A 16,678-nucleotide genomic window follows, 5' to 3' on the forward strand; every position below is an offset into this window, starting at 1 on the left:
AGCAAGCTGGCCAGAACCGGCCTGTAATGGGGTGAAATGGACTGGCGCATCAAGAGGCGCCACAGTGCCCACGTTCGGTTTCCGAGCGTGCATTTCTCATTCATCCCTCAAGCAAGGAGCACAGCCATGTCTTTCAAGATTCTCTGCTGCGACGGCGGCGGCATCCGCGGCATCATCACGGCGCTGCTGATCCAGGACCTGGACCGAAGCTTCGGCATCGTCCAAGGGGCAGACGGTTTCGCCGGCACTTCCACTGGTGGCCTGATCTCGCTGGGCCTGGTGAGCAATGTGGGCATCGACGCCATCGTCAATCTCTACTTGAACGAAGGGGCCAAGATCTTCGAGCCCAATGGCTGGTTGCTGGGCGCACAGGCCAAACAGCAGGACCGTGCGCCGGCGCAGTCCATGGAAGAACTGCTGGGCAGCGGCCCTGGCATCTTCAGATGCCAGTACGTCAACACCGGCTTGCAGGCAGTCGCCCAGGAACTGGTGGGTGGAGGCGCGTTGTCGTCGGCGAGCCGCTTCGTGGCCGTCAACTCCGCGCGGCTATGGGATGCGAGCGACAACAGTTGGGCGCCGTGCACCATCTCCAACGGTCCGAGCAACACCTACCGGGGCATCAGCATGGTGGACGCCGCGCTGGCCACCTCGGCCGCGCCGACGTACTTCCCGCCGTACCGGGTGGGTGACTTCGGCTACTTCGCCGACGGCGGCACCTTCGCCAACAACCCCTCGATGACGGCGATCGTGGAAGCGATCTACCAGGGCTACGCCACCGCCACGTCGGACATCGTGATGCTGTCGCTGGGCACTGGCGCCAATCCGGTGGGCGTGCCGCCCGGTTCCGTGTCCAATCCGCTGGACTGGGGCGTCACGCATTGGCTGTGGCCGTTCAGCAATGGCGCGGTGCCGGCCACGGCGCTGCTCAATCTCACCATGGATGCCACCGCGGAGTTGGCGGCGATCCAGGCCCAGCAGCTGCTCGGCAGCAACTACATGCGCGGCAATGTGCCGCTGAGCCAGCCGTTCGGTCTGGACGACTACAAGAACGTCGGCGAATTGGTGAGCGCGACGCAGAACTACATGGAGACCTCGCCCGAGTGGGCGGCGGTGCGCAGCTGGGTGCAGCAGAACTGGACGTGAGCGAGCAGGCGCGCGAGGGGACTGCGCATGGCGATATGAAGGCGGTGGGTGCCGGCCAAGCCGCCGATAACTCGGGATTCTCCTGATGTGAGGTGCGCAGCCAAACGACGGCAATGGGGCGCTTCAGACTGATTGCTGACCTTCGACCGAGTCGTGTGGAGGCGTACGCTCCGCGAGAAGCCGACGCTTAAATCTGACCAACTCGGTCGCAGGTGATTTGCAGCCTCTGGTGCCAGATGAACGCAGCCGTCGTGCAAGAGAACTATTAACCCGCCGTGCTTCACGCGGATCAACCTCTTCTTTTGCAATGCGGCGAGTGCTCCTCAGGGTTTCAGGGCTCCAGTCGCCGCAGCGCGAATGCGGTCCGCCGATTGCCGCGCGCGGCGCATGATGCCGCGCGTGTCGTAGGCCAGCAGCCGGCCGTTGCGCTTCACGATGCGCCCGTCGACCATCACGGTGTCGACGTTGGCTGCACTGCCGCTCTGCACGATGGCGGTCTCGCTGTTGCCGATCGGGCCCATGTTCAGGTCCTGCGTGCGCACCAGGATGATGTCGGCGCGCTTGCCTTCGGTGATCGAACCGGTGACGTCGCCGAGCCCCATGGCGATGGCGCCGTTGAGGGTCGCCATTTCGATCACCTCGGGCACGCCGACCGCCTTCGACCGCTCGCTCGGCGTGCCGGCCCACGGCACGCCCAGGTTCCAGGTGAAGCGCATCGCTTCGAACATGTCCGGCGGTGCGATGGAGGTTGCGTCGCTCGACAGCGAGATGGTCAGGCCCGCGTTGCGCATCGCGAAGAGCGCGGCGCGTGCATCGCCGGTGCCGCTGAGCCGCAGTTCGGAATGCGTGGCAAAGGAAAGTGGCGTTTTGGTGCGCGCCATCGCCGCCAGGTCGGCTGCGCTGGCGGGCACGTAGTGCGCGAGCATGAAATCCGGGCCCAGGTAGCCGCGCCGTTCGTAGTCGACGGCATCGACGTTGTTCGGCGCCTCCTGCGGCGCGTGGATTGCAGTGGGTAATCCGCTGGCCTTGGCGGACTTCATCTCTTCATGGAACACGGCGTCGGTGCTTTGCTGCGGGCCGCGCAGGTTCAACCCCAGATGCACCAGCCCGTCGAAAGGCGAGCGCTCGCCGAACCACTCGCGCCGCACGCGGGACAGGTCGTCGTAGCGGTTGATCTCGTCGGCGGGCATCTTGTCGACGTGGCCGTAGGCGTAGCGGGCGCGCAGCAGCGAGTGCTGGTGCGCACGCAACTCGGCATCGGCATGGGCTGGCGAGCGGGTGTTGTGCGACCAGTTGTGCACGGTGGTGGTGCCGCCGTTCGCCAGCTCGGCGCAGCCCAGCATCACGCTGTTGTAGAAGTCGTCGGGCGTATACAGGGTCGAGGTCGCGCTCTTGGCGGGGTAGTACGAGAAGCCGCCGTCGCGCACGGTGAAGCTGCGGCCGATGGCGCTCCACATGTGATAGTGCGAATTGACGAAGCCCGGCATGACGATCATGTCGGTCGCGTCGATGATCACCGCGCCGGCCGGTGCGCTCAGGCCGCGTCCGATCTTCTCGATCATGCCGTCGCGGACCCATACGTCGGCACGCGGCAGAACGCCCTTGGCGCGGTCGACCGTGATGACCGCGCCGTTGCGGATGAGGTAGCTGCCGCGGCGGATGCCGGGCGATGCGGGTGCACGCGTCGTGCGGGCCGACACCGACGCCGAGCCGACGAGTGCCGGCGCACCGGTGGCGGCGACCATCAGCGCGCCGACAAAACGGGTGAAGTCTCTCTTGGTTGTTTGCATGTCCAGACCCAGTGATTGAAGTGACGAAAAGAAGAGGAAGCGAGAGCCCGCTCAATACGCCTTGAGAAGAAACGCCGCGGTCATCGCCAGCCCCGTCAGCACGACGAAGCCTCGCACGACATCGGGCTTCAGCCGCCGTGCGGCCATGCCGCCGGCATAGCCGCCGACCGTGGCGCCGAGGGCCATCCAAAGGGCGTGTGTCCAGACGATCGCGCCGCTGGCCGCGTAGATGGCCACGGCGATCAGCGTCAGGATCGCGGAGACGAAGTTCTTGATGCCGTTCATGCGCCCCATGTCCGTGTGCCCCAGCGCGCCGAGCATGGCGAGCAGCAGGATGCCCAGGCCTCCATTGAAGTAGCCGCCATAGACGGCGACCGCGACGATGCCCAGGTCGGCGATCCAGCGGCCTCGTGGCTTGCGGTTGTCGGCGGTGGCGAGCCTGCGGCGCACCAGGCCGGGCCCGATCGCGAAGAGCAGCGTCGCGGCCAGCAGCAGCCACGGCACGATGCGGGCAAACGCACGGTTCGAGGTCGAGAGCAGCAGCGCCGCACCGGCTGCGCCACCGAGCACCGACAGCACGCCCAGCCACAGGAGCGAGGGCGACATCGGACCCGACAGTTCCTTGCGCAGCGCCCAGGCGCCGGCCAGGTAGCCCGGCAGCAGCGCGGCGGTGCCGGTGGCGTTGGCCGACACCAGCGGCACGCCGACCATCGCCAGCGCAGGCAGGGTCAGAAAACTGCCGCCGCCAGCCACGGCATTGAGCGCACCGGCCAGTGCCGCGGCGCCGCCGAGCAGCGCCCAGTCGAGCAGCATCACGGCGTGCGCGCCGGCAGCGACATGCGGTCGGTGCGCAGCAGCATCGTGAGCACCACGCCCACGGCCGCCAGCAGCGTGATCTGCGCCAGCCCGGCCACGCTCCAGCCGAAGCGCGAGGCGATGCCGCCGATGACGAAGCCCGCGACCGCACCCGCGCCGTACAGCGTGGTGACGAACACGCCCGTGGCGCGGCTGGTGAGCGAGGCGTGCACGGCCTTGATGTGATAGCCGGCCAGGTTCACGTACAGCACGCCGCTCACCACGAAGCCCCAGGCGAAGGACAGCGCCGACTGCACCAGCATGTCGGTGGGGCCCGAGAACATCAGGAAGCCCAGCAGGCCGGTGCCCACGAAGCTCGCCGAGAGCACGAGCTTGGGGTGGAAGCGGTCGCCGAGCCAGCCGCCGAAGATCGACGCGAACACGCCGAAGCCGAAGATGCTCATGACGCGGCCCGTGTCCGACGGCGTGTAGTGCAGGTGCTCGCGCAGGAAGGTCGGGTACATGCCGAGATAGCCGTAGATGCAGAGCCCGCCGATGACGCTCATGCCGGTCAGCAGGGCCGTGTTGCGGTTCCACAGGGTCGTGGCGCCGCGCTGGTCGGTGCGCCCGCCGGTGGCCGACACGTTCTCGGTCATGCGCTTGCTCACGGCGAGCGCGATGATTGCCATGGCCGCGAAGCCCGCGACACCGAACACGATGAGCGGCAGGCGCCAGTCGCGCTCGACGCCGATCAGGTGGCCGCCGAGCAGCGGCCCCAGGATCGCGCCGATCCCGAAAGAGAAGTTGATGGCGCCCACGGCGGTGGCGCGGTAGCGCGCGAAGTAGCTCGCGGCAATGGCGATCACCACCGTCAGCTGCATCGCTTCGCCGATGCCGGTGACGGCCCGGTAGACGATCATGTCGGCGAAGCCGTACGAGTAGGCCGCCAGCAGCGTGCCCAGCGAGAAGATCGCAATGCCGATCTGCAGCACCGTCTTGCGCGACAGCCGCGCCAGCAGGTAGCCCGTGGGAACGCCGGCCACGGCCATGCCCAGCGTGAAGATGGTGGACAGCAGGCCGGTGTCGGCCAGGCTGAAGCCGAACTCCTTGCGCACGTCCGCGGCGATGAGCGGAAAGATCTGCCGGTCCATCGCGTTGAGCGCGTACGAGGCGAGCAGCACCAGGAACATGCCGATCTCCAGCGCGGTGATGGGTGCCTCGCGGCGCGCGCCACCGGCCGCCGGGGAAATGACCGAGGTTGAGGAATGCACGTGTTGTCTCCTTCTCGTCGAGCGAGAAATCTGTTTGTTGTTTATTCGTTCGTTGCCCGGAGTCTCCAGCGATGGTTCACGCCACGGTGCTTGCCGCGCCGTACCAGTCGAGGATCTGCTCGCCGGTCATGAAGGCGACGTCGTCGTGCTTCTGGATGTGCGCCAGCGCCTCGCGGAAGTAGCGCAGGCGGTGCGGCGCGCCCATGATGTACGGATGCACCACCAGCGCCATGACGCGGGCCGAATCTTTAGCGTCTGCGTAGAGCTGTTCGAACTGGTCGATGGCGCGGTCGCGGTACTCGCTGGCCTTGTGGTGCTGGATCAGCATCATCGCCACGTCGTTGCATTCCTGCGTGTAGGGCACGTTCACGATCGAGCCGCCGTCGCGCGTCTTCAGCCGTACGGGCTGGTCGTCGAGCACCCAGTCGCACACGTACTCGTAGCCTTGCTCGGCCAGGATGTCGGGCGTGTGCCAGGTCTCGGTGAGCCCCGGGCCGAGCCAGCCGCGCGGGCGCTTGCCGGTGTAGGCGCGAATGGCCTCGGTGGTTTTGGCGATGTCCTCGACCTCGTCGGGCACCTTCTGCATGTTGCGTTGCCCGAAGCCGTGGCCGATGAACTCCCACTGCCGCTCTTTCGCCGCCCTGGCGATGGGCTCGTAGGCGCCGATGGCCGAACCGTTGATGGCGAGCGTGGCGTTGATGCCGAGCGCGTCGATCACTTCCAGCATGCGCCAGAAGCCGACGCGATTGCCGTACTCGTGCCAGGCCCAGTTCGGGATGTCGGGCATCGGCGAACCGCCGGCCGGTGGCGTCAGCACGGTGCGGGGCATGGTCTCGTCGATATTCCATTCCTCGACGTTGACGATGACCCAGACCGCCAGCCGCCTGCCGCCGGGCAGCTTCAGGGCGGGACGGTCCGCGATGGACGAGTACGAGATGCGTTCGAGTGGTTTCATGGTGTCTCCGTAATCAGTTCGATGCGGTGCTGTGCCGGCCTCAGACGATTTCGACCTGCAGGGGCGCGAGCCCGTCGATGCGGCCGGTGAGCTTGTCGCCGCGCTGCACCGGGCCGACCCCTTCCGGCGTGCCGGTGAAGATCAGGTCGCCGGGCAGCAGCCGGTATTGCCTGGACAACTCGCTCACGATCTCGTGGACGTTCCAGATCATCTTCTCGAGCACCGAGTCCTGCCGCACCGCGCCGTTCACCGAGAGGTTGAGCGTTCCCGAGCGGATGTGCCCGACCTTCGCCACGGGATGGATCGGGCCGCAGGGCGCCGAGTGGTCGAACGACTTGCCCTGCTCCCACGGCAGGCCGCGCTTGTTGCATTCGCGCTGGCGGTCGCGCCGCGTCATGTCGAGGCCCGCAGCGTAGCCGAAGACGTGGTCAAGTGCCGTCTCGGGCGACACGTTCGATGCATCGCTGCCGATGGCCACGACGAGCTCGAATTCGAACTGGAAATCGTCCGTCAGCGTGGGGTAGGGCACGCGCCCGTCGGTTACCACCGAGTCGGAGGGCTTCTGGAAGAAGAACGGCGGATCGCGCTCGTCGCCTTCCTTCATCTCGCGGATGTGGGCCAGGTAGTTGCGGCCCACGCAGTAGACGCGACGCACCGGAAAGCGCTTGTCGCTGCCCACGATGTCGATGGAGATGGGCTGGACTTGAAGGGCGTCGATAGCGGCACGGGTATCGGTCGCGAGGTCGGCCGTCAGCTGGGGGGGCATGGGTTTGTCTCTCTGGAAGGTTTGGAAAGGAGTGGCTAGAGTCTAGGAACGCGGCCCCCCGGCCTCAACGCACAGGCTTGCGCAAAGATATGCAATCCTTGCGATCTTGCGACCGGCTCCCTCATGCAACCCACGCCTTCTTCCATCGAATTCACGCCGCCCCGCGCCGGTGCGGCCCGTGCCGCCATCAGCAACTACACGATGGCGGCGCGGGCGCAGCGCGCCTATTTCGGGATTCACGACCAGAGCAACTGCCTGCCGAACCCGGTGCCGCACCGGCATGAGTACTTCCAGATCTACGTCAACACGCGGGGCGAGACCACGCACTACATCGGCGGCAACCAGCGCGCCATCGGCGCCGGCACGGTGAGCTTCGTGCTCCCCTTCCTGGTCCACTACATCCCGAACGCGGCCGACGGCGTGTTCCACGTGATCAACATCAGCAAGGAGTATCTGCTGCCGTCGCTGGACCCCGATGTGTTCGAGCTGTCGGAGGTGCCGTTGTCACGCGCGCCCGAGCTCGCGCCTTTCCGCTTCCAGCATTGCCTGGATTTCCGCTTCGACGAAGCCGAGACCCAGCAACTCCAGGCGCTGTGCGAACGCATGGCGCAGGAAGCGCAGCGGCCGCCGGGTGAAGACACCGCCAGCCACCTGCTGATTCGCAGCCATCTGCTCCACCTGATCGGCATGGTGTGGCGGCGCTACGGCGACGAGTTTCGCAACTGCGAGGCGCAGGGGCTGGCTCTGCAGTCGTACCGGCCGGCGGTGCTGCGCTGCATCCGCTACATCAGCCGAAACCTCGCGCAGGAGCTGAACCTGGCGGACGCGGCGCATGCGAGCCATGTGTCGCCCACGCACCTGGCCCACCTGCTGAAGAGCGAAACGGGCAAGACCTTCCTGGAGCTGGTGACCGAGCGCCGGATCGAGCGCGCCAAGACGCTGCTGGTCTTCACCGGCGCCTCCGCAGCGGAGATCGGTGAAAGCACAGGGTTTGGAGAGCCGACGCAGTTCGCGCGCCGTTTCGGACAGATCGTAGGGGCGACGCCTTCTGCGTACCGGCGGCAATTTCAGCGAGGTGGGAATCGGACGTGGGACTGACAACTTGGACGCATGAAATTCTTGCCGCATAGCATTTCGAAGTCGGCAATCGCTGCAATGCAGACATCGTCGCGACCGGCAAGCGCCTCAATCGCCCGGCCCTGATACCCTCCAAACCAACCATCCAAGCCCAATCCGAATGCCCGACCTTCCCCACAGTCCCGCCGCCGACCGCAACAAACAGCCCATCCTCGACGCGTTGACCCGCATCCTGGCCGAGCGCGGCACCGCACTGGAGATTGCATCCGGCACAGGTCAGCACGCCGCCTGGTTCGCAGCAGCAATGCCCCAGTGGATCTGGCAGCCCACCGATGCAGACGCGCGCATGCTCCCCGCGCTCGCAAGCCGCGTCGCAGAAGCCGCGCTGCCCAATCTCCGCCCGCCGCTCCTGCTCGACGTGATGGCGCCTCAGTGGCCCTCGCAGGGACCCGCGTTCGCTCAACAAGAAGAAGGAAAGAAGTTCGACGCGATCTACTGCGCCAACATGCTGCACATCGCGCCTTGGGCCACATGCGCCGCGCTGATGCAAGGGGCCGCGCGGCATCTGCTTCCGGGCGGGTTGCTGATCACATACGGGCCTTACTTCGAAGAAGAAGTCCCCACGGCGCCGAGCAACCTGGCGTTCGACGAAGACTTGCGCGCCCGCAATTCCGCCTGGGGCATACGCCGCCTGGAGGACGTGGTGGCAGAGGCGCGCCGTGCAGGCCTCGCGTTGCGCGAGCGGCATGCGATGCCTGCGAACAATCTGCTGTTGGTCTTTGGCTTCTAAGGTCCGTTCGTGGCAAGTGACACTCGGTTGTGTCGCTTTCGGTATCACTCTGGAAGAATGACTCCCGTCGCCCCGGCAACGGTTTTCGTCCACTGTAGAAACTTCGATCCATGACCGCTCTCTCCACCCCCTCCCGCGTCGCCGTCGTCACCGGCGGTGCGCGCGGCATCGGCCTGGCCATTGGCCGCTGGTTTTTGGCGCACGGCTACAACGTCGCGTTGCTCGACATCGATGCCCCCACGCTCGATCAGGCGGTGGCCGATCTGGCCGAGCCGGAGAGGGTGCTTGGCGTGCACTGCGACGTCTCGAATCCGTCGCAGGTCGGCAGCGCCGTGGCGGCCGTGGTCGGACGCTTCGGGCATGTCGATGCGCTGGTCAACAACGCGGGCGTGGCGGTGTTCAAGCCGGTGCTCCAGACCTCGTTCGAAGAGTGGCGCACCGTGCTCGGCACCAACCTCGACGGCGCGTTCTTGTGCACGCAGGCGTTCGGCGCGCTGATGGCGGAGCGCGGGCGCGGCGCGGTGGTCAACGTCGCCTCCATTTCTGGCCTGCGCGCCAGCACGCTGCGTGTCGCCTATGGCACCAGCAAGGCGGCGCTCATCCATTTGACCAAGCAGTACGCGGTCGAGCTGGGCAACGCAGGAGTGCGCGTCAACGTGATCGCACCGGGGCCGGTAGAAACCGAGATGGCGAAGCTCGTCCACACCGTGGCGATCCGCTCCGACTACTACGACACCATTCCTCAGGGCCGCTACGGCACGCCGGAAGAGATGGCCAACACGGTGGGCTTTTTGTGCAGCGACGAGGCCAGCTTCATCAACGGCCAGGTGCTGGCGGTCGATGGCGGCTTCGATGCTGCGGGGGTCGGCTTGCCGACCTTGCGCAAAGGTCAGCCCCAGTCCTGAATCGCTGCCTGTCAGCGCACGCGGGGCACGGCAGCTGTCAGCAGCGCAAGCGCCTGGTTCAGCGTCGAGGTCGCGAAGCGCTCGCCCTTGGAATGCCCGATGCGCACGACGATGAGATCGTGCGACGGAATCACCAGCACAAATTGGCCCCCGGCGCCGAGCATGTAGTAGGCCGACGTCGGCATCGACAACGAGCCCATCCCGTTGATCCAGAAGAAGCCGCCGTAGATCGGGCGCTTGTCCGCTGCCCAGGCCGGTGCAACGCTGCTCACAAAGTTGACGAAGCCCTCGGGCAGAAGGCGCTCGCCGTTCCACACGCCGTCCTGCAGATAGAGATTGCCGAGGCGAGCCCAGTCGCGGGCCGACATGAAGTCGTAGCCCTGCGTGAGAAAGTTGCCGTAGGGGTCGGTCTCGATCACCATCGAGCGGATGCCGATCTTGTCGAACAGCGCGCGTTGCGGAAACGACAGGTACTCCTCGCCGCGCTTTTCTACCGCGAGGCGAACCAGGTAGTTCGCAAGCACCGGATCGGTGTTGCGGTAGCGGCCCACCGCGCCCGGTGGCCATTGCTGCGGACGGGTGGCGGCGTAGTTGAACGCATTGATGCGGCCGGTGTAGTAGTAGGTGTGGTCGGGGTAGGTGCCGTTGGGATCGAAGTCCGGATCGTCCGGCGCCTTGATGCGCAGTCCGCTCGACATCTGCAGGATGTCTGAGATCTTGATCTTCTGCCGCCCATCGCCAGTGGCTTGCCACTCGGGAATCGGCGCCGGCTGGTCGAGTTTGTACACGCCTTGTCTGATGAGCAACCCCATCATCGTGGCGACGACGCTCTTGCCCATGGACCACGATTCGAGCGGCGTCGTTGCACCGATGCCGTTCATGTAGCGCTCGGCAATGATGCGTCCCTTGTGGGTGACCACGAAGGCCGATGTGTAGGCCTCCGAAACGCCGAACGCGGCTTCCACGGCCTCGTTCACCTTGGCCATGTTGACCTCGGCCGGTGGCGGGTCGCCCGGCAGCACATCGCCCATCGGCCACGCTTGGGTCGCGGGGTCGGGCAGTGTGCTCTGGACCACGACGGGCGTGAAGAACACGTCGTCCCTGCCGGCCGGCAGCGTGACGCAGCCCTGCGAGCCGAAGTGGCGTGCCACCAGCGTCGGGCCGTTGGGAATCGAGATGCGGACTTCCTTCTTGACACGATCGACCACGGGCTTGCTCACGTTCTTGCGCTGGTCGTACGGTCCCACGAAGTAGCCGAGGCTTTCGGCGGCTACGTCGGGGTCGATGCCGGTGATGAACACGGCGGAGCACATCGTCTTGGCATAGCCGGAGGTGTTGTGTTCCAGCACGTTGCCGGGCGGCGGCACATAAGGCGTGTTCAGTTCGAGGGCTCGCGCGCGGGCAATGAGCGCCTCGCGTTCCGGCAATTGCGCCGTGGTGGTCGGCGCGGACGCCAATGGAACGCCGATCCCTCCGCCGCCTCCACCCCCGCCGCCACCACCGCAGGAGGCCAACGCGGCCGCCAGGCTCAGGGCCGCGGCGGTTGTGGTGAAGAAACGGCGGATCGGGCACTTCATGGGCGGTCCTTGCGGTGGGCGGTTTGCGGGGGGCAAACTTCAACACCGGCGGGATTCTGGGTGAAGACCCTGCAGTCGCCTAGCTCTTTTCAAAGGAGGCGCGTGCGATGTAGCTCCAAGGTTCTCACTCGCCCGCAGGCACATCGGCCGGGTGTGCGTCGCGACCGGCCCGTGTCTCGCGCCCATTGGTTCAGGGCTGCGTCGCGATGAGCGGATCCAGCTCGGCCCGTATGCGCCTTATCGCCACTTCGTGCCGCAGCGTCTGCGCGCCGCGCCCGTAAGTCATCGCCTTGCGGATCAACCGCAGCTGCTCGCGCTGCAGTTGCGCCTTCAGCCGCCTTGCGCGCAGGCCGAAGGTCCAGCCGATCTGACGGCGAACCCTGTACCGCAACAAAGGCGCGCCCAAACGGAGCCATTCGTCGTCGCGGATCAGTTCGCGCTCCGGCACGAAGTAGGCCGCAAGCGCATGAAGGTAGGCGCCGTTCTCGCGGGCGGCTTCGCGCCAGACGAGCCAGGCGGCGGCCATCGCGGGAATGCCCTTGATGACGAGCAAGACCGCCATCTCGCCGTATCCGCCATCGAAAAGATCTTCGAGCCACGGCGAGTTCCAGATGAAGTGCATGGCCCATGCCAGCGCAAAGCACAGCAGGGCGCAGGCGATCCTCACCGCCATCGGCCGCTCGGGGTGCAGCAGAAACCACGCGACCCCGAAGGAGGCGATCGTCGTATAGGCCGCGTGGCTCCACAGCCCGCTCAGCAGCCCGCGCGTCAGCAGGTTGATGAGCACCGGGACCACCTGGTTCTCGAGCGGAAAATGCATCGAGGCGTTGACGGTGTATGTGAGGTTCTCGACCACCTGAAAACCCAGCCCCGTCATGGCACCGACGATCAGCACCGAAAGATAAGTCTGGAACTGGTTGCGCGCCACCAGCACCAGCAGCACGACGCCGGCAAGCTTCAGGAACTCCTCGGTGATCGGCCCCGCGATGGCCGGCCCCCAGGCCGCGACGAAGTCCGGCGACACCAGCTTGGCGCACAGGCTCTGAATGGCAATGTTCGCGGGCGCGGCAAAGTACACGGCGCCCAGGCCGCCCCACGCAAAGGCCAGCGCGAAAGCCTCCGGCGGGTGCTGCTCGAGCAAATCCAGGGCGCGAAAAACGAGAAGAAAAACCAGCGTGTAGATGGCCCACACCAGGATGCCGAGCAACGCGGTGATGGGGACCACGCGGAAACCCATCGAGAACATGTTGACCGTGTAGAACAAGCCGTTGACGATCAGCGCCGCCAACACCCAAAAGGCTGCGCGATGCGGCTGGAAGAACGAGTCGGTGCCAATGGGCCAGTCGCCCCGGTCCTGTTGTTCGGAGACGTTGAGGTTCACTGCGGAGCCTCCAGGTCCATCGACTCCAGCATGCTGCGGGCCTCGGCCATCGCTTCGTTCAAGCCGTCGGTCGCGCCGTAGAAGTCGATCTGTACCAGCGACCGGCGCTGAAGGTCGACCACTTGCCAGAAGCGGCCCGCCAGCTTCGATCCATAGTAGGCAAAGGTCTTGCCCTGCAGCCCCCAGGTCGTGACGAAGTCGGAGGCGTCGCCGTCGATGCGCAAACGCTGGCCGCGCTCCATGAGCCTTTGCTGCCTCACCAGCGGGCCATCGGGGCCACCCGCCCATGGGCCGGTGGTCACCAGAAACTTGTGGCCGCCCTTGAACAGCATCAGCGACCGGCCGGCCCTTGAGCGCGACACGTCCATCTCCCACCCGCTGGCGGGCACGAACCTCGCATGGCCGACCTCGACCATTTCGCCCGCAGGCAACGGCCGGTTGCCGGGCGTGTGCCTGTCCCAGAACACGAGGCCGCCCACGTAGCCGGCAATGGCCAGGAGAACGGCGATTGCAGCTGGCCAGGTGCGGTACGGGATGCGGCGTGAGGGCTCGGGCATGTTTTGATCGTGCCATATCCATCTGCTGGCCGGCCTCTTGCCTTGGCCGGATCGGCTGCTCGCGTTAGAGTCCGCTCACGTCCACAAGACCGCCATCCCACATGCCCGACGCACTCGTACCCGCGCCCCGTCCCCGCATGCCACTGCTGCTGTTCCGTCTGCTTTCCGTCGGCGCCTGCCTCCTGGCGCTGGGTTGCGCGAGCCCGCGGGCACCGCCGTCGGCCTCATACAGCACCTCGCCGCTCACGTCCGAAGAATCGAACAGCGTCGCGATCCATGCACTGGGCCTGGTTGGCACGCCATACCGCTATGGCGGCAATACGCCCGAGGGCGGGTTCGATTGCAGCGGGCTCATCGGCTACGTGTACCAAAACAGCGCGGGCCAGGCCACGCCGCGCACGGTGGCGCGCATGGCGGCTTTCGGCCGGCCGGTGCCCGCGTCGGACATCCGCTCGGGCGACCTGGTGCTCTTCGGCGCGTCCACGCCCACGCATGCGGGCATCTACGTGGGGGCAGGGCAGTTCGTGCATGCGCCATCGACCGGTGGGGAGGTGCGGCTCGACCGGCTGGACGGCATCTACTGGTCGCGCCAACCGATGCAGGCGCGCCGGCTCTAGGCGCTGGAAATCGCCACTCAATCCAACTTAACGGATCGGCGTAGACATTGGTCTACAGGGATGCCTGCCTTGGGGCGGTCTGATCGGTGTGGCATGCTGTGCCGATATCACCGAACCTCGGAGAGGTCCCCATGAAAAAACTCATCGTCCTGGCCATTCTGGGCCTTGCCACCGCGCTCCCGGCCCTTGCGCAGCGCGATCCCGACTCGTACGAGAACGACCGCCGCTATTGCGCCAGCGGCCGCTCCGGCGTCGACTTCAACACCTGCATGTGGCGCATCCAGCGCGACCGCGAGGAGCGCCATGAACGGCGCGAGCAGCGCGCCTACGAAAGGGAGCAGCGCCGCGAATACGAGCGCCGCGAGCGCTGGGCCGAACAACCGCCGCCGCCGCCGGTCTATCGCCAGTGGGACGCCCCGCCCCCCGGCGAACAGCCGAGGCTGAGCGACATGCAGCAGCGCGCGCTGGACAACTGCAACCTGCTGGCTCCGCGCGACCAACCCCGCTGCCGCGCGACGGTGATGTCGACCGTCCGTTGACGCCGCTGCCTGCAAGACGAGCGCCACGGCCGCATGGCCTGCGCTAGGGTTTTCCATTAAGAATTCCCACGCATAGCGCCCACGCGGTCCGACGGATGCGGGTTCGAGGCTGGCGGGGAACACTCCCGGGTTCCAATACCGAGGAGACATTCCCATGCATAGCATCCGCCGCCACCTGGTGTGGCTCGTCGTGGCCGTGGTCGGCGCATTCGCGCTGGGCACCGTCGCCCTGACGCGTGGTGAAAGCGTCAACGCCCTCTGGGTGGTGACCGCCGCGATCTGCACCTACCTGATCGCCTACCGCTATTACAGCCTCTTCATTGCCGAGAAGGTGCTGGGGCTCGACGACAACCGCAAGACGCCGGCGCACCGCCACAACGACGGGCTCGACTACGTGCCCACCGACAAGAACGTGCTGTTCGGCCATCACTTTGCGGCCATTGCCGGTGCCGGTCCGCTGGTGGGCCCGGTGCTCGCCGCGCAGATGGGCTACCTGCCCGGACTGCTGTGGGTGCTGGCGGGCGTGGTGTTCGCGGGCGCAGTGCAAGACTTCATCATCCTGTTCATCTCCACGCGGCGCGACGGCCGCTCGCTGGGCGACCTCGTCAAGCAGGAGATGGGCACGGTGCCCGGCATGATCGCGCTGTTCGGCACCTTCATGATCATGATCATCATCCTCGCGGTGCTGGCGCTGATCGTGGTGAAGGCGCTGGCCGAATCGCCGTGGGGCACCTTCACGGTGGCGGCCACCATTCCGGTGGCGCTCTTCATGGGCGTATACCTGCGCTTCATTCGACCGGGCCGCATCGGCGAGGTGTCGCTGATCGGCTTCGTGCTGCTCATGCTCGCCATCTTCGGCGGCCAGGCCGTGAGCCAGAACCCCGTGTGGGCGCCGCTCTTCACCTTCGACGGCAAGGCGCTCACGTGGATGCTGGTGGGCTACGGCTTCATTGCCGCCAGCCTGCCGGTGTGGCTGCTGCTGGCGCCGCGCGACTACCTGTCGACCTTCCTGAAGATCGGCACCATCATCGCGCTGGCCCTGGGCATCGTGTTCGTCATGCCCACGCTGCAAATGCCTGCGCTCACGCAGTTTGCGCAAGGTGGCGGGCCGGTATGGGCGGGCAGCATGTTCCCGTTCCTGTTCATCACCATTGCCTGCGGCGCGGTGTCGGGCTTCCATGCGTTGATCTCCTCGGGCACCACGCCCAAGATGCTCGACAACGAGCGCCACGCGCGCTTCATCGGCTACGGCGGCATGCTGGCCGAATCGTTCGTGGCGGTGATGGCGCTGGTGGCGGCATCGTGCATCGAGCCCGGCATCTACTTTGCAATGAACAGCCCGGCCGCGCTGGTGGGCAGCACCGCGCAGCAGGCGGCGCAGACCATCTCGAGCTGGGGCTTCGTGGTCACGCCCGAGATGCTGGTGCAAACGGCCAAGGACGTGGGCGAAAGCACCATCCTCGGCCGCGCGGGCGGTGCGCCCACGCTCGCGGTGGGCATGGCCCACATCCTTCACCAGGTGATCGGCGGGCAGGCCATGATGGCCTTCTGGTACCACTTCGCGATCCTGTTCGAAGCGCTCTTCATTCTCACGGCCGTGGACGCCGGCACCCGCGCGGGCCGCTTCATGCTGCAAGACCTGCTGGGCAGCTTCGTGCCCGCGCTCAAGCGCACCGATTCGCTGCCGGCCAACCTGATTGCCACGGCGCTGTGCGTGGCGGCGTGGGGCTACTTCCTGTACCAGGGCGTGGTCGATCCTCTGGGAGGCATCAACACGCTGTGGCCGCTCTTCGGCATCTCCAACCAGATGCTGGCCGCGGTGGCGCTGCTGCTCGGCGTGGTGGTGCTGTTCCGCATGAAGCGCGAGCGCTACGCCTGGGTGGCCATTGCGCCCGCCGCATGGCTGCTGGCCTGCACGCTCACGGCGGGCTGGCAGAAGATCTTCTCGCCCGATCCGAAGATCGGCTTCCTCTCGCATGCGGCCAGGTACACCGAAGGCCTTGCCAACGGCGTGCTGGTGGCGCCGGCCAAGACGCCCGAGGCCATGTCGCGCATCGTCTTCAACGACCGGCTCGACGCCGCGCTCTGCGCGCTCTTCATGTTCGTGGTGCTGAGCGTGCTGGTGTATGCCGTGAAGGCATGCCTCGCGGCGCGCGCGGCCAACCGCCCCACCGCGCAAGAGACGCCTTTCGAGCCGCTCGCCGCGTCGGCGGCGCCCTGAGCAACGCCATGGGTCTCGCATTGCCGGAAGCCGGGCGCTACTTCGCCCGCTCGCTCAAGCAGTCGCTGCGGCTCATGGTCGGCATGCCCGACTACGACGCCTACCTGACCCACATGGCGGCCACCCATCCGGACCAGCCGCCGATGAGCTACGAGGCTTTTTTTCGGGAGCGGCTCGAGGCGCGCTACGGCGCCGGCAAGGGCCGCTGCTGCTAGGGCGCCAGGGCCCGTTTGTTGCTTGTTCGCTTGACCCGCGCGAAAGGCGGGTGATAGCCTGAGACGCCCGCGGCCAGCG

The 16,678-nt window shown here is 66.5% G+C and carries 16 protein-coding genes; 8 read left to right on the forward strand and 8 right to left on the reverse strand.

Annotated elements, in window-relative coordinates; translation table 11 throughout:
• The first annotated feature begins 126 nt into the window (after nucleotides 1–126).
• The gene (locus ACAM55_RS05290) at nucleotides 127–1,143 is read left to right on the forward strand and encodes a patatin-like phospholipase family protein (RefSeq protein WP_369654998.1); all 1,017 of its coding nucleotides are present in this window, start codon (nucleotides 127–129) and stop codon (nucleotides 1,141–1,143) included.
• Nucleotides 1,144–1,466: 323 nt separating this feature from the next.
• Here the strand turns inward: ACAM55_RS05290 and ACAM55_RS05295 are convergent, their stop codons facing one another.
• From ACAM55_RS05295 to ACAM55_RS05315, 5 genes are all read right to left on the reverse strand, one after another.
• On the reverse strand, nucleotides 1,467–2,933 hold the full coding sequence (locus tag ACAM55_RS05295) for an amidohydrolase family protein (protein WP_369654999.1): 1,467 nt from the start codon (nucleotides 2,931–2,933) through the stop codon (nucleotides 1,467–1,469).
• A 51-nt stretch (nucleotides 2,934–2,984) separates the two neighbouring features.
• Nucleotides 2,985–3,743, reverse strand: coding sequence for a sulfite exporter TauE/SafE family protein (locus ACAM55_RS05300; RefSeq protein ID WP_369656341.1), 759 nt, complete (start codon nucleotides 3,741–3,743; stop codon nucleotides 2,985–2,987).
• Between the two features lie 2 nt (nucleotides 3,744–3,745).
• Nucleotides 3,746–4,999, reverse strand: a complete 1,254-nt coding sequence (locus ACAM55_RS05305; protein WP_369655000.1) for an MFS transporter — start codon at nucleotides 4,997–4,999, stop codon at nucleotides 3,746–3,748.
• 76 nt (nucleotides 5,000–5,075) lie between these two features.
• Nucleotides 5,076–5,954 (reverse strand): polysaccharide deacetylase family protein, encoded by an 879-nt coding sequence (locus tag ACAM55_RS05310; RefSeq protein WP_369655001.1) that lies wholly within the window; start codon nucleotides 5,952–5,954, stop codon nucleotides 5,076–5,078.
• Nucleotides 5,955–5,994: 40 nt separating this feature from the next.
• A complete protein-coding gene (locus ACAM55_RS05315; RefSeq protein ID WP_369655002.1) occupies nucleotides 5,995–6,720 on the reverse strand; it encodes a fumarylacetoacetate hydrolase family protein in 726 nt (241 codons plus the stop codon).
• 123 nt (nucleotides 6,721–6,843) lie between these two features.
• On the opposite strand from ACAM55_RS05315, the gene ACAM55_RS05320 reads away from it, so the two are divergent.
• The 3 genes from ACAM55_RS05320 to ACAM55_RS05330 all read left to right on the forward strand — a co-directional run bounded on the left by ACAM55_RS05320 (nucleotide 6,844) and on the right by ACAM55_RS05330 (nucleotide 9,492).
• The gene (locus ACAM55_RS05320; RefSeq protein ID WP_369655003.1) at nucleotides 6,844–7,818 is read left to right on the forward strand and encodes a helix-turn-helix domain-containing protein; all 975 of its coding nucleotides are present in this window, start codon (nucleotides 6,844–6,846) and stop codon (nucleotides 7,816–7,818) included.
• A 139-nt stretch (nucleotides 7,819–7,957) separates the two neighbouring features.
• On the forward strand, nucleotides 7,958–8,587 hold the full coding sequence (locus ACAM55_RS05325; protein ID WP_369655004.1) for a DUF938 domain-containing protein: 630 nt from the start codon (nucleotides 7,958–7,960) through the stop codon (nucleotides 8,585–8,587).
• Nucleotides 8,588–8,697: 110 nt separating this feature from the next.
• The gene (locus tag ACAM55_RS05330) at nucleotides 8,698–9,492 is read left to right on the forward strand and encodes an SDR family NAD(P)-dependent oxidoreductase (RefSeq protein ID WP_369655005.1); all 795 of its coding nucleotides are present in this window, start codon (nucleotides 8,698–8,700) and stop codon (nucleotides 9,490–9,492) included.
• An 11-nt stretch (nucleotides 9,493–9,503) separates the two neighbouring features.
• Here ACAM55_RS05330 and ACAM55_RS05335 read toward each other — a convergent pair whose 3' ends face one another.
• The 3 genes from ACAM55_RS05335 to ACAM55_RS05345 all read right to left on the reverse strand — a co-directional run bounded on the left by ACAM55_RS05335 (nucleotide 9,504) and on the right by ACAM55_RS05345 (nucleotide 13,007).
• Nucleotides 9,504–11,069, reverse strand: coding sequence for a serine hydrolase domain-containing protein (locus ACAM55_RS05335; RefSeq protein WP_369655006.1), 1,566 nt, complete (start codon nucleotides 11,067–11,069; stop codon nucleotides 9,504–9,506).
• Between the two features lie 190 nt (nucleotides 11,070–11,259).
• Nucleotides 11,260–12,450 carry a PrsW family intramembrane metalloprotease gene (locus ACAM55_RS05340; RefSeq protein ID WP_369655007.1) on the reverse strand — a complete coding sequence of 397 codons (1,191 nt, stop codon included), beginning with the start codon at nucleotides 12,448–12,450 and terminating at the stop codon, nucleotides 11,260–11,262.
• Nucleotides 12,447–13,007: a hypothetical protein gene (locus tag ACAM55_RS05345; protein WP_369655008.1), complete on the reverse strand. Its 561-nt coding sequence runs from the start codon at nucleotides 13,005–13,007 to the stop codon at nucleotides 12,447–12,449. The genes ACAM55_RS05340 and ACAM55_RS05345 overlap by 4 nt, the downstream gene beginning before the upstream one ends.
• A 101-nt stretch (nucleotides 13,008–13,108) precedes the next feature.
• On the opposite strand from ACAM55_RS05345, the gene ACAM55_RS05350 reads away from it, so the two are divergent.
• The 4 genes from ACAM55_RS05350 to ACAM55_RS05365 all read left to right on the forward strand — a co-directional run bounded on the left by ACAM55_RS05350 (nucleotide 13,109) and on the right by ACAM55_RS05365 (nucleotide 16,599).
• Entirely contained in the window at nucleotides 13,109–13,624 is a 516-nt protein-coding gene (locus ACAM55_RS05350; RefSeq protein ID WP_369655009.1) for a C40 family peptidase, read from the forward strand.
• 131 nt (nucleotides 13,625–13,755) lie between these two features.
• Nucleotides 13,756–14,163: a hypothetical protein gene (locus ACAM55_RS05355; protein WP_369655010.1), complete on the forward strand. Its 408-nt coding sequence runs from the start codon at nucleotides 13,756–13,758 to the stop codon at nucleotides 14,161–14,163.
• A gap of 154 nt (nucleotides 14,164–14,317) precedes the next feature.
• On the forward strand, nucleotides 14,318–16,384 hold the full coding sequence (locus tag ACAM55_RS05360; protein WP_369655011.1) for a carbon starvation CstA family protein: 2,067 nt from the start codon (nucleotides 14,318–14,320) through the stop codon (nucleotides 16,382–16,384).
• A gap of 8 nt (nucleotides 16,385–16,392) precedes the next feature.
• Nucleotides 16,393–16,599 carry a YbdD/YjiX family protein gene (locus ACAM55_RS05365; protein ID WP_198086834.1) on the forward strand — a complete coding sequence of 69 codons (207 nt, stop codon included), beginning with the start codon at nucleotides 16,393–16,395 and terminating at the stop codon, nucleotides 16,597–16,599.
• Nucleotides 16,600–16,678: the final 79 nt, after the last annotated feature.

This window comes from Variovorax sp. V213 (assembly GCF_041154455.1).
GTDB lineage: Bacteria > Pseudomonadota > Gammaproteobacteria > Burkholderiales > Burkholderiaceae_C > Variovorax.

Bases quoted from the DNA above. Each gene is read 5' to 3' on its own strand.
- ACAM55_RS05295 (WP_369654999.1), bottom strand. From the start codon at position 2,933: ATGCAAACAACCAAGAGAGACTTCACCCGTTTTGTCGGCGCGCTGATG.
- ACAM55_RS05335 (WP_369655006.1), bottom strand. From the start codon at position 11,069: ATGAAGTGCCCGATCCGCCGTTTCTTCACCACAACCGCCGCGGCCCTG.
- ACAM55_RS05355 (WP_369655010.1), top strand. From the start codon at position 13,756: ATGAAAAAACTCATCGTCCTGGCCATTCTGGGCCTTGCCACCGCGCTC.
- ACAM55_RS05365 (WP_198086834.1), top strand. From the start codon at position 16,393: ATGGGTCTCGCATTGCCGGAAGCCGGGCGCTACTTCGCCCGCTCGCTC.
- ACAM55_RS05310 (WP_369655001.1), bottom strand. From the start codon at position 5,954: ATGAAACCACTCGAACGCATCTCGTACTCGTCCATCGCGGACCGTCCC.
- ACAM55_RS05330 (WP_369655005.1), top strand. From the start codon at position 8,698: ATGACCGCTCTCTCCACCCCCTCCCGCGTCGCCGTCGTCACCGGCGGT.
- ACAM55_RS05360 (WP_369655011.1), top strand. From the start codon at position 14,318: ATGCATAGCATCCGCCGCCACCTGGTGTGGCTCGTCGTGGCCGTGGTC.
- ACAM55_RS05290 (WP_369654998.1), top strand. From the start codon at position 127: ATGTCTTTCAAGATTCTCTGCTGCGACGGCGGCGGCATCCGCGGCATC.
- ACAM55_RS05350 (WP_369655009.1), top strand. From the start codon at position 13,109: ATGCCCGACGCACTCGTACCCGCGCCCCGTCCCCGCATGCCACTGCTG.
- ACAM55_RS05325 (WP_369655004.1), top strand. From the start codon at position 7,958: ATGCCCGACCTTCCCCACAGTCCCGCCGCCGACCGCAACAAACAGCCC.
- ACAM55_RS05345 (WP_369655008.1), bottom strand. From the start codon at position 13,007: ATGCCCGAGCCCTCACGCCGCATCCCGTACCGCACCTGGCCAGCTGCA.
- ACAM55_RS05315 (WP_369655002.1), bottom strand. From the start codon at position 6,720: ATGCCCCCCCAGCTGACGGCCGACCTCGCGACCGATACCCGTGCCGCT.
- ACAM55_RS05320 (WP_369655003.1), top strand. From the start codon at position 6,844: ATGCAACCCACGCCTTCTTCCATCGAATTCACGCCGCCCCGCGCCGGT.